Source organism: Candidatus Palauibacter sp. (genome assembly GCF_965208055.1).
GTDB lineage: Bacteria > Gemmatimonadota > Gemmatimonadetes > Palauibacterales > Palauibacteraceae > Palauibacter.
On record NZ_CBDBNY010000004.1, the window covers coordinates 3,659,774 to 3,673,069 of the forward strand.

At 71.4% G+C, this 13,296-nt stretch carries 10 protein-coding genes; all 10 read right to left on the minus strand.

What is annotated here, in order from left to right; genetic code table 11:
- Positions 1–33: 33 nt before the first annotated feature.
- The 10 genes from moaC to ACOGXI_RS16110 are packed head-to-tail and all read right to left on the minus strand — an operon-like array spanning position 34 to position 13,263.
- Positions 34–516 (minus strand): cyclic pyranopterin monophosphate synthase MoaC, encoded by a 483-nt coding sequence (moaC, locus tag ACOGXI_RS16065; RefSeq protein ID WP_419939821.1) that lies wholly within the window; start codon positions 514–516, stop codon positions 34–36.
- A gap of 14 nt (positions 517–530) precedes the next feature.
- Positions 531–1,817 carry an ATP-binding protein gene (locus tag ACOGXI_RS16070; protein ID WP_419939822.1) on the minus strand — a complete coding sequence of 429 codons (1,287 nt, stop codon included), beginning with the start codon at positions 1,815–1,817 and terminating at the stop codon, positions 531–533.
- Positions 1,796–3,037 (minus strand): murein hydrolase activator EnvC family protein, encoded by a 1,242-nt coding sequence (locus ACOGXI_RS16075; RefSeq protein ID WP_419939823.1) that lies wholly within the window; start codon positions 3,035–3,037, stop codon positions 1,796–1,798. Before ACOGXI_RS16075 ends, ACOGXI_RS16070 begins: the two co-directional genes overlap by 22 nt.
- Positions 3,024–3,899, minus strand: a complete 876-nt coding sequence (locus tag ACOGXI_RS16080) for a cell division protein FtsX (protein WP_419939824.1) — start codon at positions 3,897–3,899, stop codon at positions 3,024–3,026. The genes ACOGXI_RS16075 and ACOGXI_RS16080 overlap by 14 nt, the downstream gene beginning before the upstream one ends.
- Entirely contained in the window at positions 3,896–4,564 is a 669-nt protein-coding gene (gene ftsE, locus ACOGXI_RS16085) for a cell division ATP-binding protein FtsE (protein WP_419939825.1), read from the minus strand. The genes ACOGXI_RS16080 and ftsE overlap by 4 nt, the downstream gene beginning before the upstream one ends.
- Positions 4,561–5,508: a 4-hydroxythreonine-4-phosphate dehydrogenase PdxA gene (gene pdxA / locus ACOGXI_RS16090; RefSeq protein ID WP_419939826.1), complete on the minus strand. Its 948-nt coding sequence runs from the start codon at positions 5,506–5,508 to the stop codon at positions 4,561–4,563. Before pdxA ends, ftsE begins: the two co-directional genes overlap by 4 nt.
- Positions 5,509–5,522: 14 nt before the next feature.
- The gene (locus ACOGXI_RS16095) at positions 5,523–6,923 is read right to left on the minus strand and encodes a peptidylprolyl isomerase (protein WP_419939827.1); all 1,401 of its coding nucleotides are present in this window, start codon (positions 6,921–6,923) and stop codon (positions 5,523–5,525) included.
- Position 6,924: 1 nt separating this feature from the next.
- Positions 6,925–10,260, minus strand: a complete 3,336-nt coding sequence (gene mfd / locus ACOGXI_RS16100) for a transcription-repair coupling factor (protein ID WP_419939828.1) — start codon at positions 10,258–10,260, stop codon at positions 6,925–6,927.
- A 23-nt stretch (positions 10,261–10,283) separates the two neighbouring features.
- On the minus strand, positions 10,284–12,290 hold the full coding sequence (locus ACOGXI_RS16105) for a BatA domain-containing protein (RefSeq protein WP_419939829.1): 2,007 nt from the start codon (positions 12,288–12,290) through the stop codon (positions 10,284–10,286).
- 31 nt (positions 12,291–12,321) lie between these two features.
- Positions 12,322–13,263 (minus strand): DUF58 domain-containing protein, encoded by a 942-nt coding sequence (locus ACOGXI_RS16110; RefSeq protein ID WP_419939830.1) that lies wholly within the window; start codon positions 13,261–13,263, stop codon positions 12,322–12,324.
- Between the last annotated feature and the right edge of the window lie 33 nt (positions 13,264–13,296).

Here is a 13,296-nt window from a genome sequence, read left to right on the forward strand (position 1 = left end):
TCCCCCGAATCCCCTGTATCCCCCGTAGCCGCATCACTTCGCGTCCGCCGTCCAGGCGCCCGATCGTCCCCCGCGCTTCTCCAGGAGTCGAATCGGTCCCAGCGCCATGCCCCGGTCGATCGCCTTGCACATGTCGTACAGGGCGAGCAGGCCGGCCGCGACGCCGGCCATCGCCTCCATCTCGACACCCGTGCGCCACTCCGCCGAGGCCCGCACGCTGAGCCGGTAGGCGGGCGGCGACGCCTCGGCCTCGAGGTCGACATCGACCGCGTCGAGGGGGATCGGATGGCAGAGCGGGATGAGCGCGGACGCCGCCTTGGCCCCCTGAATCGCCGCAAGGCGCGCCACGGCGAGCGCCTCTCCCTTCTCGACCTCGCCCGCCCGGATGGCATCGAGCGTCGCGCGGCGCATTCGGATCCGGCCCTCGGCCACGGCCACGCGTCGCGTGAGAGGTTTCTCTCCCACGTCGACCATTCGCACCCGCCCGTCCGGGTCCAGATGTGTGAGTCCGTCCACGAAGCTGCCTCCCGTCACAGACTTCTCAGTACCCCCGCAAACTGCGGTGTTCCCGCCGTCCGGCCAGTGGAGCGACCGGCGAAGGCCGCGCTCATCTCCTCCAGCAGAAGGGCCGTCGTCGCCTGCGGATTCAGGTTGCGGCCCACCCCTTCCATGGCTGCATCGACGGCCCCGAGGGCTTCGAGCACCGCGCCTTCCGCCGGCCCGCCGCCCGCCCCGGGGGCGCCCGGGCTTCCCGCTCCGCCGGACCCCTTGGACCCCTTCTTGCGATCCTTTATGCGATCCTTCATGCGATCCGGGTCGAGCGCCGCATCGGCCGCTCCCGCGGCGACGCAGAGCATGTCCCGAAGGCGGATGCGCAGCGCCTCGAGTGCCGGTTCCAACTCTCCCCGCGCGCCACGGGCGGAGAAGCGGGACGCGGCGCGATAGCGCGCCCGGGGCGTGCCGTCGAGGGCGGCGGCGAGCAGACCGTCCGCGGCCGCCCCGGATTCGCCGGCCCCGGACTCGCCGCCCTCGGAGTGGGCGAGCGCGCGCGCCCGGTAGACGGCGCCGCCGGCCCGCCGTGCCACCCCCCGCGCCCGGTCGGCGTCGCGAACGCCGAGGTGTTCCGCCACGTAGGCCGCCACGCGTTCGGTCGGCAGCGGGGCGATGCGGAGCGGCACCGTGCGGGACCGGATCGTCGGCAGAAGGGCGTCCGGACGGCCGCTCGTGAGCACGATATACGCGAACGGCGGCGGTTCCTCCAGAAGCTTGAGAAAGGCGTTCGCCGCCTCGGGGCTGGCGCTCTGCGGCACCATCCGTTCCGCGTCCTCGATCACGAACACCGACTTGCGCGCCATCGACGGACGCCGGGACGCCTGGTCCCGGATGTTCTCCACGGCGGCCACATAGAGTCCCGTGACCGCGTCCGGGTCCAGGCGCGCATGGAGATCCTCCCGCAGGAGGGCGAGACGCTCGTGCCGCTGCGCCTCGATGGCCTCCCGCAGCTTGGCCCGCGAGGCGGCCCGCTTCGGGCGCGGCATCGGAAAATGGACGTGGATGTCCGGGTGCTCCAGCCGCGCCGCCATGCGGCAGTTGCGGCACGCTTCGCAGGGCGCCTCCGCGGTTTCCGCGGTCTCCACGGCCTCGCACTGGAGCGCGCGCGCGATCCACAGGGCCAGCGAGCGCTTGCCGACGCCCTCCGGGCCGTGGACGAGGAGCGACTGCGGCAGTCGCCGGCCCGCGACGGCGCCGGCCAGGCGCCGCAGGAGGTCTTCCTGTCCCCAGGGACGCTCGCCCTTCACCGGCGATCCCTCAGCCACCGGACCGGATCCACCGCGCGGGGCCCCACCGCCCCCGGCTCGTAGATCTGGAACTCGATGTGCGGCCGGGTCGTGTCACCGCCTACGTGCCCGATCGCCTGTCCCTCGCCGACCGGCTGCCCCTCGCGGACCGTGACGTCCAGGAGCTTCTGATAGGACGAGTAGAAACCTCCTCCGTGGTCGAGGATCACCGTCTGTCCCGAGGCGCGGGCCGCCACGGAGGCGACGGTGCCGCGATCCACCGCGTTCACGGGCGTGCCGCGCGGCGCCGCGATCCCGATCCCTTCGCGCGGGATCGTCGTGCGTCCCTCCCGCTCGGGCCCGAAGCGCCAGAGGATCTCCCCCTCGACCGGCCAGGCGAGACTCCCGAGATCGCCCGTCGTCAAGGATGAGACCGACGCCGTGCCGGCCGCGCGTTCCGCCGAGCGGCGTCGTTCTTCGAGCCCCCCGATGAGCGCGCGCAGTTCGGCCTCTTCCCTCGCCAGCCGCGCCAGCGTCGACTGCGCCTCGGCGCGGCGGTCGGCGAATCGCCGCAGCCGCTCCTGTCGCTGCCGCTCCAACCCCGCCAACTCGTCGTATTCCCGGAGGTTCTCCGCCCGCACGCGGGCGATTCGGTCGCTTTCCCGACCCAATCCGCCGCGCAGGTCCGCGAGCGTGTCCTCGAGCTTCTTCACGTCCTCCAGGAGCATGCGGTCGAAGACGGCGATGTCGCGCAGATACCGGTAGCGATTGAGCAGGTCCGAGAACGACCGCGCGGAGAGGAGCACCTCGACGGCGCGGAGGGGGCCGCGCTTGTAGATGTCGCGGAGCCGTCCCCGGAGCACGACCTGGCGGGCCGTGAGGTCGTCGCGCGTGAGCAGCATCTGTCGCGTCATCGTCGTCAACCGCTCCGATAGCGCGCGCAGTTGAACGTCGAACTCGGCCAGGAGGCTCGACGAGGTGGCGATCTGTCGTTCGATGTTCAGGAGTTCGGCCGAATCGCCGCTGACCCGGCCGGCGATCCCCTCGAGTTCCCGCCGCAGCCGCTGTCGTTCTTCGCGGATGAGATCGAGCCGCGCCTGGCTCTCGTCGAGGCGCCGCCGCACATCCGGCGACTCCTGCGCGGTCGCGGGTGCGGTCCACGCCGGGCTCGCCGCGGCGGCGACGGTCACGGCCGCCACGAGCCGCGCCGTCCAGGCGCGACCTCGCGCGCCCCCGGTCGCGCGGTCAGGACGGGCCATACGCCCGTCCCACCTCACGGTGCACGGAGAATGCGGCGGCGAGCAGGCCGAGCGCGGCGGCGGTCGCGACGCCGGTCGCGGTCCAGAGGTGCGGGAGCCACGCGAGAGATTCGAGGGCCGCGAAACGCGCCGGGAAGACGACGTACACGAGTCGCGTGACGCCGAGCGCGAGCAGTCCGCCCGCGAGCCCGGTGACCGCGCCCTCGAGGAGGAAAGGCCGCTGGATGTAGCCTTCGCGCGCGCCCACGATCTGCATGATCTCGATCTCTTCGCCGCGCGCGAGGATGGCCATGCGCACCGTCGTGACGATGAGCAGCATCGCGACCAGCGCGAACCCGCCGCCCAGGGCGAGGGCGATTCCCGTCGCCGCGCTCCGCAGGGCGAAGAGCCGCTCCACCCACTCATCCCCGAACCGCGCCTCCTCGATGAACGGATACGCCGCGAGCAGGCTCGCGGTCTCCGACACCGCTTCCGGAGTTCGGAAGCCCTCCCGGAGCCTGAGGTGAAACGAGGCGGGAAGCGGGTTCACCAGCAGTTCCCCGTAGACGTTCGAGAACTCGACGAGATCGCGCCGCGCCCGCTCCAGCGCCTCGTCCTTCGAGACGTAGCGCACCGACTCAACCGCCGGCAGCGCCTCCAACTCCCGCCGGGCGGCCCGCACCTGTTCCGAGGCGGCGTCATCGAGCAGGTAGCCGACGACCTCCACGCGGCGTTCGACGTCGCTGATCGCGCCGCCGATATTGTGCGCAACGAGCCCGAAGAGACCGAGGATCACGAGGCTGAGCCCGATCGCTCCGATGGAGAGGGCGCACAGCAGGGGGGTGCGCCGGAAGCCGGCGAGCGCTTCGCGCAGGGCTCTCACGCGGCGGAATCGCGGACGAGTCGCCCGTCCTCCAGTTCGAGTCTGCGGATCTCCGCATGTCGGCGCACGAAATCCGCGTCGTGCGTCGCCATGAGCACGGCCGTGCCGAGGCGGTTCAGCATCCGGAACAACTCGAACACCCCGCCCGCGGCGTCGGGGTCGAGGTTGCCCGTCGGCTCGTCCGCGAGCAGGATCCGCGGTTCCGTGGCGAGGGCGCGCGCCACCGCCACGCGCTGCCGCTCCCCGCCCGACAGTTCCGAGGGTCTCGAGCGGGCGCGCGCGGCGAGGCCGACCTGGCTCAGCAGCCGCTGGACGCGCCCGGCGATCTCGCGTCGCGGCGTCCCGATGACCTCGAGCGCGAAGGCCACGTTTTCCGCGGCGGTCAGCCGTTCCAGCAGCTTGAAGTCCTGAAACACGAACCCCACGCGTCGCCGCAGCGCGGGGATGTCCCGGCGGCGGACCCGCTTCGAGTGATAGCGCGAGACCTGAACCTCGCCTTCGGTCGGCCGGGTTTGGAAGTGGATCAGCTCGAGCACGGTCGACTTGCCCGCCCCCGACGGCCCGGTGAGGAAGGCGAACTCCCCCTTACCGAGACGGAACGAAACTTCCCGCAGCGCGTCTCCGGAGCGCGGGTATGCCTTCGAGACGTTCCTGAGCGAGATCATCTCGCGACCGCCCGCGCCGCGCAGAACCGGGCACAGAGGTCGATCGCGGCGCGCATGGCCCCCGGGTCCGCGATCCCGCGCCCCGCGATATCCATGGCCGTGCCGTGATCCGGCGAAGTACGCGGGAAGGGAAGCCCGGCCGTCACGTTCACGCCTTCGTTCATCGCGATCGTCTTCAGCACCGCGAGACCCACGTCGTGGTAGGGCGTCACGATGAGGTCCGCCTCCCCCGACAGCGCCTTCAGGAAGATGGTGTCCCCGGGGAAGATTCCGAGGATGTCCACCTCGGGGTCGGAAGCGAGCCGGGCGAGCGCCGGCGCGAACACCTCGATCTCTTCGTCGCCGAACAGCCCGCCCTCGCCCGCGTGCGGATTGAGCCCCGCAAAGGCGAGGCGGGGCCGTTCGATCCCCCACCAGACGCGCAGGGCTTCGATCGCGATCCGGGATCTGCGCGCGAAGAGATCCGCGTCGAGCACGGAAGGTACGTCGCGCAGAGGCAAATGCGCGGTGAGGAGCGCCAGGCGCAGGGATCCGCCGAGCGGCGTGCGCTCCGCGGCCATCATCATCGTGACCTCGTGCACTCCGGCCAGTTCCTGGAGGAACTCCGTATGCCCGGGGTGCGGGTACCCCGCGGCCCGCAGGGCGGCCTTGCTGATGGGCGCCGTGACGATGCCGTCGATCTCCCCCGTCCGCGCCATCGCGACGGCCCGTTCGATGGCGCGCCCCGACAACATGCCCGCGAGCCTCTCGCCGCCCGCGGGGTCCCAGTCGCCCACCGTCTCCCGCGGCACCCCTGCCAGGCGGTCCTCCACCTCGCCGAGCGACCGCGGCCCCACGAGGACCGCCTCGATCCCGTCCAGCCCCGAGAACGAGGAGAGCGCCGCCGCGGTCACCTCCGGGCCGATCCCGCGCGGATCCCCCAGCGTGATCCCGAGGCGCGGCATGTGAGTCATCCTCCTCAGAATCTCACATCGATGTACGTGTTGGCGCGCACCTCTTCGAGGATGATGTCGATCTGCTTGCGCGTACGGAGGCTCTGCCGGATCTGATCCCGCACGTCGCCGATCTCGATCGGGCCCTCGGGACGAAACGTCAGGATGTGGACGAGTCCGAACTCGGTGGGACCGCCGCGCTGCATCGGCAGCGGCCCGTACACCATCCCGGCCGTCGGGGCGGTGAGTCCGGATTCGGCGCCCCCGCCCGTGAACTGGCTGACCAGACTCCCGAGCGGGACATCGTCGAAGCGGATCGCCTCATCGGCCACCTGTCCACGGAACACGGCCAGGAGTCGTTCGGGGTCGGCCCCCGCCCGCAGGCTGTCCGCGATCTGAATCGCGAGCGTCCGGGCTTCCTCGATGTCTTCGTCCTTGATCTCGGGGCGCAGGAGGATGTGGCGCAGAAAACGCTCCGCCCCCCGCTGGCGCTCGACCTTGATGAAGTGGAGTCCGAACTGCGTCTGCACCGGACCCAAGGTCTGGCCGGGGCGCGCCCCCCAGGCGGCGTCGCCGAACGGTTTCACGAGCAGTTCGCGGCTCATCCAGCCCAACTCGCCGCCCTGCTCCCTGGTCCCTTCATCGTCGGAATGGCGGCGGGCGAGGACCGAGAACTCCTCTTCGTTCGCGAAGTCGTTCTGGACGCGAATCGTGCGGGCCAGGGCGCTGTCCCGCGCCGATCCGCTCGGAGACGGCGTGACCACAAGCCGGTTGAACGAGACGAGCGCCGGGCGAGGCGGCTGGTTCTGCGCGAACTCGTCGAAGGCGGCTTCCACCTCCTCCTCGCTGACGATGACGGGCGGCAGGTCGGTGCGTTGCTCGAGTTCGAACCGGTAGGCCTGGCGCATTCCCTCCGCCTGGGCCTGCGAACGGAGCATCTGGCGGAACTGGAGCATGTTCATGCCCGTCTCCTCCACCGCCAGCATCATCTCATCATCCGAGGAGAACCGGGATCGCCTCTCCGCAAAGATGTCGTCCGCCATCTGGGTCACGCGATCCTCGGGCACCGTAATTCCCGCGTTCTTCGCCTGCTGGAGATAAATGAGGTCGTCGATCATCGCCTCGAGCACGTCGTCGGCGAATGCCTTCCATCGATCCGAACCCTCGGGCGGGATCCGGGCGCCGGCACCCTGCAGCTGGTAGAGCGTGATCTGCAGGTCGGAGAACAGAATCGCCGTGTCGCCGACCACGGCCACGACCCGGTCGAGCGTTTCCACGCCGGCGGGGAACTCCGTCGCGACGACGGTGTCGGGCGCGACGGGTTCGTTCTCCTGAAGCGCGGAGAGCGGCGCGCTGAGGGCGAGCGGCGCCGCGAGCAGGCAGGCGCCGGCCCGGAGGGCCTTCATTCCAGGATTGCTATCGATCACGCTAGACTCCTCCCGCGGTCACCGGAACTCTCACTTCCTTCGCCTCCGTGCGCCCCGGCGCCGCCAGGATTCCCAGGGCTTCCACCAGCATCGGCAGGAGGGGCTCGGTTCCCGCCCGTCGCAGGACCAACGATAACGGTTCCAGCCGCCGTACTTCAACGTGCAGCTGGCGGTCCGCGAGCGCGTTCGTAAGCAGCCTGAGCTGAGGCGAGGCCGTGGCTTCGAACGAGATGCGGGCGTCGTCGTCGGAGGCCCGGATCCAGTCCGCGCCGATCATCGCCCCGAGAATCCGGAGTTCCGCCGCCGCGAGCAGACGCGCCGCGGGGGGCGGAAGGCGACCGAAGCGATCCTCGAGTTCCGCACGAAACGCCTTCACCTCCTCCCATTTCGTGAGACGCGAGAGACGGCGATAGAGATGCATCTTGACCGGAGACCCGGCGACGTAGGCATCGGGGAGGAACGATTCTCCGTCCACGGAGACCCGGGCGCGCGGCGCGGGGTCCGACGACTCCCCCCTCAATCGCCGGAGGGTGCTCTCGACGAGCCGCTGCCAGGTCTCGATCCCGACCGCGGTGGCGAAGCCGCTCTGCTCCCCGCCCAAGAGGTTCCCCGCCCCCCGCAGCTCGAGGTCCTTGAGCGCGACCTGGTATCCCGATCCCAGTTCGGTGTGGTGCTCGAGCACGCGCAGCCGCTCCGCCGCATCCGGGGCGACATCGGAGGGGACGACGAGATAGCAGTAGGCCCGGCGGTGAGAGCGGCCGACCCGCCCCCGCAGCTGGTAGAGCTGGGCAAGGCCGAAGTTGTGGGCCCGGTGGACGATCATCGTGTTTGCGGACGGGACGTCGAGTCCGTTCTCGATGATGGACGTGCAGATGAGCAGATCGAGCTCGCCGTCGACGAAGCGGTGCATGACGTCCTCGAGTTCGCGCTCCGGCATCTGGCCGTGTGCGATCGCGGCCCGCGCGTCGGGCATCAGCCTTTCCACCCGGCTCGCGACGGCGCGGATCGTCTCCACGCGGTCGTGGACGAAGAACACCTGCCCGCCGCGGTCGAACTCGCGCCGCAGAGCCTCCTCCAGGATCCCGTCATCCCAGGACAGCACGTGCGTGATAATCGGCATGCGGTTTCGCGGCGGCGTGCGGATCGTGGAGAGGTCGCGCAGTCCGCCGAGCGCCAGGTGAAGGGTGCGGGGGATGGGGGTCGCCGTGAGGGTGAGGACATCCACCGTCTCGCGGTACTCCTTCAGCCGCTCCTTCTGGCGAACGCCGAAACGCTGTTCCTCGTCCACGATGAGGAGGCCCAGGTCGCGGAATTCGACGTCGCGCGAGAGGAGCCGGTGCGTGCCGATGACGATGTCGATGGTCCCGGCTGCGAGCCCCGCGACGACCTCGCGCTGCTCGCGGGGGGTGCGGAAGCGCGACAACCCATCCACGTTCACGGGGAAGCCCGCGAGGCGCTCGCGGAAGGTGGTGAGGTGCTGGTCCGCGAGAATCGTGGTCGGGGCGAGCACGGCGACCTGCGCGCCATCCTGTACCGCCTTGAACGCTGCGCGGATCGCGACCTCCGTCTTCCCGAAGCCGACGTCCCCGCACACCAGGCGATCCATCGGGACCGGCGCCTCGAGATCCCGGCGGACGGCCGCCCAGGCGCTGAGCTGATCCGGCGTCTCATCGTAGAGGAAGGCGGATTCCATCTCGCGCTGCCAGGCGGTCTCGGCCGGGAAAGCGCGGCCGGGCGACATCTTGCGCCGCGCGTAGAGTTGGAGGAGTTCGACCGCGGTAGCCTCGATCGCCGCGACGGTCCGGTTCCGGAGTTGCTTCCACTTCCGCCGGCCGAGCTTGTGGACCGTGGGCGGCCGCGCGTCGGGGCCGGCGGCGCTCCACCGTTCGATGAGGTCCAGCCGATAGTGCGGAAGTCTGAGGATCTCACCGTCGGCGTAACGGATCTCCATCGTCTCGATCGTCTCGCCGCGCACCTCGACCCGCTGCAGGCCCATGTAGCGGCCGATCCCGTGCTCCATGTGAACCACGTAGTCGCCGGGTTCGATGGCCGCGATGGATTCGATGGTGGCGGCGCCGCGCAGCCGCACGCGGTGGCGGCGATACCGGCGCCGGAAGACCTCGTGATCCGTGAGGATGAGCAGGGTGCCGGGGACCCCGACCCTGAACCCGCCGCTGAGCGATCCGATGGCGAGGGCGACCTCACGGGCGAGCGCCGCGCCTCCGCGCTCGGTGAGGATCTCCTCCAGCCGCTCGACCTGGCCGTCGTTGTCGCAGAAGACGAGGAGGCGTTCGCCGCGGGCCCGCGCCGTTCCGATCTCCGCTACGAGCCGTTTCATGTCGCGGTCTATGGAGGGTGGAGGCTCGACCGGCAGCCGAATCGCGGCCGGCGAACCCTGATCCGAACTCTGCTCCGAGTTCTGCTCCGAGCTTTGCTCCGGGGCCGCGATCTCGAGGAGGCGGAACGCCGCGAGCCGCCGTTCCGCCTCGGCGGGCGGGAGGACGAGAGACTCGACCGGCTCCGCGGCGGCCCCGACCCGGTGCCTCGCGTCCCGGACCTCATCCCACAGGCGTTCGCGGGCCCGGACGCCCCCGTCCGGGTCGAGGATCAGAGCGAGCGCCGTCGGAGGCAGCGTCTCGAGGAGGGCGCGCCGCTCGACATCGCCCGCCGTTTCGGAGCCCCGAAGCGCGATCGGCAGGACATCCACGCTCGGCAGGGTTTCGGTCGAACGCTGCGTGAGCGCGTCGAAGCGGCGCACCGACTCCACTTCGTCGCCCCAGAGTTCGATCCGCAGCGGCGCCGGATGTCCGAACGGGAACAGATCCACGATCCCGCCGCGGATCGCGTAGTCCCCGACTTCACGCACCGTGTGGGTGCGGTCGAATCCCATCTGCTCCAGGCGTCCGTCGAGTTCGGCCAGGGGGTGCGTGGTCCCGCGCCGGATTGTGAGAGCGAGGCTCGTGCCCGGGCCGACCGGGATCGGCGCGCGTTCGGCGAGCGCGCGGGCCGTCGTCGCGAGGATGCGGCATTGGCCGTCGAGCAGCGCCCCGATGGCGTCCACGCGCTGGGCCTCGATCTCGATGTGAGGGTCCGCATCCTCGTACGGGAGGGCCTCTCGCTGCGGGTAGCAGCGGGCGCCGCCGGCGCCGAGCGTGCGGAGATCCTCGTGGAGCGCCTCGGCCCGCTCGGGCGTCTCGGCGACGAGGACGACGGGCGCGCCGACCGCCAGGTCGTCGAGCGCGAGCGCAAGGGCGGCGGATCCCGCCCCCGGGAGCGGGTGGACGGACGCACGGGCGCCACGCCGCGAGAGCGCCTCCGGGATTCCGGCGGCTCGCACGGTCTGGAGGAACGATGTTCGAATCAGTTCGACGCGCCCGATGTGACCTCGCTCCCTTCACCGTCCGCGCGCGGGCGGCGCGACCGGCCCGGCGTCGCCAGGTACAACTCGATTCCGATCAGCGCGAGCGCGAGCGCGATCAGCCAGGGGGCCATGTCCCGGCCCCGCCGCGCGCGGAAGATACCATCCTGCCAGGCGCCCGCGTCGGGGCCCGCCGTGAATACCGGCCGGCCGGCGAACAGTTCCTCCAGTTCGCGCCGCGCCATCGGCGTGGGATCGATCTCCTCCGCCGGCACGTTCGCCGCGAAGTGCGTTTCCGCGGCCGCCCCGTCGCTGCCCGTGCCCCGGACCGCATACACCCCCGCCCTGAGCGGCGTGAACCGCGCTCCGCCCTCCACGCCCCGGATCGTCCCGTCGGGGGATTCGACCTCGCTCGCCCACTCCGGGAGGGTCAGCGGCCGCCCCGCCCCGAAATCGGCGAAGGGCCAGGTGGCGAGGTGGGACCAGTGCACGAGGAGCGCTTCGAGGAAGGGGACCATGGCCGGATGCGCGGGGAGGTCGCTGGCGCCGGCGGTGAGCGGCGAGGCGAGGATCAGCGCCAGCCGATCGTCCGACTCCGTGCGGATGAGCCACGGTTCTCCGTCTTCCGTGCGGAGCAGGGCCGTGTCCGCGGCCGACCCGCCGACGGTCGCGCGCAGGAGGTAGCGCTGCCGGACCCGAACCCCCGAGAGCGAGAACGCGGCCTCCGGCTCCGCGAGTCCAAGGTCGCCCGATGCCGCGTCGACGCGTGCCTGCCAGCCGATCCCCGCGGAAGCGAGCCCCTGATTGAAAGCCGCGAGATCGACCGGGTCCGTGGGCGGAACGAAGATGACGGTCCCCGCTCCCTCCCACGGCGCGCCGACGCTCACATCCCCGTCCACGACCGCTACGGCCCCGTTTGCTCCCGCTCCCAGCCGCCCTCCGTCGCGGAGCGTTTCGATTCCGACCCCGACGAAGCTGGTCGGGTTGCCGTGGAAGCGGACCGTGGGCGGAGGCACGACCCGGATCGCGAAGTAGCGCAGGTCGTCGGCCCGCGCGCCGCCGGGGTCCACCTCCAGCCGCCCCTCGTGCAGCCCCGGTGCGAGTTCGGGGAGGCCGAGGATGGCGCTGGCTCCCCACGGAGCCCGGGCCGCGCCGGCGAGTCGCCCGTCGAGTTCCAGGCGGATGTCGGCCTCCGCCGCGGCCGGGTTTGACAGGTCCGGCGGGTCCGGCGGATCCGGCGAGGCGCCCGGCCCGGTGCGTGCGCTCCGTACGATGACGCCGTGCCCCGTCCCCGACGGCGCGGTGGTGCCCCCGGTGAGTTCGACATCGACGAGCGCCCCGTTCGGCTCGGCCGGCGGCGGCGGCGCGTAGGCCACGAGAGGGGCGGCGTCGCCTGCCGCCGTCGGGGCGGTCCGCAGAGCCGACGCCTGGAGGTCCGACAGCAACTGGACTTCGCGCCGTCGCTCGCCGTCGGCGGGGAGCGCCGCGGCCGCCCGGGCCACGACGGCGGCGAGATCGGCCGCACCGTCCGTCGGCCGGAGCTGCCCGAGAGCCGGCGCGGCGCGCCCCGCGGAGACGCCGGCCGCGAGCGGTTCTCCCACAGTGGGGAAGAGCCACACGCGGTCTTCGGGACGGGCCGCGGCGAGCGCCGACCGGGCCAGCTCCACGAGCGACTCGAACAGGAGGCGGTCTTCGTCCAGCCGCCCGACGCTCGCCGAGTTGTCCACGATGAGCGCGAGGTCCGTCGGCTCGTGGTCGTGGGCGCCGCCCCGTCCGATGAGCGGACCCGCCGCGGCGAGCGCGAGTGCGATCAGGAGACCGATCCGCACGGCGAGCAGCAGCAGGTCCGAGGCCGCGAGCGACCTCGAGCGCGCGTCTTCCGCGCGGCTCAGGTAGCGGAGCGCCGGAAAGGACACGCGCCGGTCCGTCTGCCGCCGCCGCAGGTGGAGGATGAGCGGCACGACGGCGCTCAGCCCGAGCGCGACCGCCCACAGGTAGAGGAAGCTCAAGCCACTTCGGCTCCCGTCATCTCGGCTCCCGTCATCCGCCGGCACGGCGGCGCATGAACTGCCGCAGCGCGAGTCCGAGGGGGGTGTCCGTCGTGAGGAGCGCATAGTCGGCTCCCCAGCGCAGCGCCTCCTTGCGCCAGCCGTCGATCGCCGCCTCGACCGCCTCCCGGTACTGCCTTCGGAGCGCCGCGGAGTTGGCGCCCAGTTCCTCGCCCGTCTCGGGGTCGAAGAAGATCGCCTCCCCCTCCGCGGGAAGTTCCCGCTCGCCGGGGTCCATGATGTGGAACAGGATCACTTCATGGCCGCGATGCCGGAGATAGCGCAGGGACATCCGCGTGGTTTCCGGGTCCACCAGCAGGTCCGAGATGAGCACGACGAGACCCCGCCGCTGCAGCCGTCCGGCGATCTCCTTGAGCGCCGAACCCGCATCGGTCCGGCCATCGGCGGAGAGGCGCGTGAGTTCGCCCAGCAGCCGGCGCCAGTGGCGGCGCGTGGTGCGCGGCGCGATGTGCGCCCGCAGCGCCTCGTCGAAGGCGATGAGTCCCGTCGCGTCCCCCTGCTGTACGAGGAGCAGCGAAAGCGAGGCCGCGAGCAGCCGCGCGTAGGCGAGCTTGGTCGGAAAGCGCTCCTCGTCCGACACCCACCCCATCGACCGGCTCACGTCGACGAGAAGGTAGGCCCGCAGGTTCGTCTCCTCCTCGTATTGCTTGATGAAGAGGCGGTCCGTCCGCGCGTAGGCCTTCCAGTCCAGGTAGCGGAGGTCGTCGCCGTGGTTGTAGGGGCGATCCTCGGCGAACTCGGCGGAAAAGCCGCGCTTCGGCGAGTCGTGGAGCCCGATGAGAAACCCTTCGACGATATGGCGCGCCACGAGTTCGAGGTGCGAAAGGCCCACGATCTCGCGCGGACTCGCGAGATCGAGGCGCTGTCGGGAAGCTTCGAGAGCGGGGGTGAGAGTTGCGGTGCCTTCGGTCATCGGAAAAGACTAGCAGCCCGTGGCGGAGCCCCG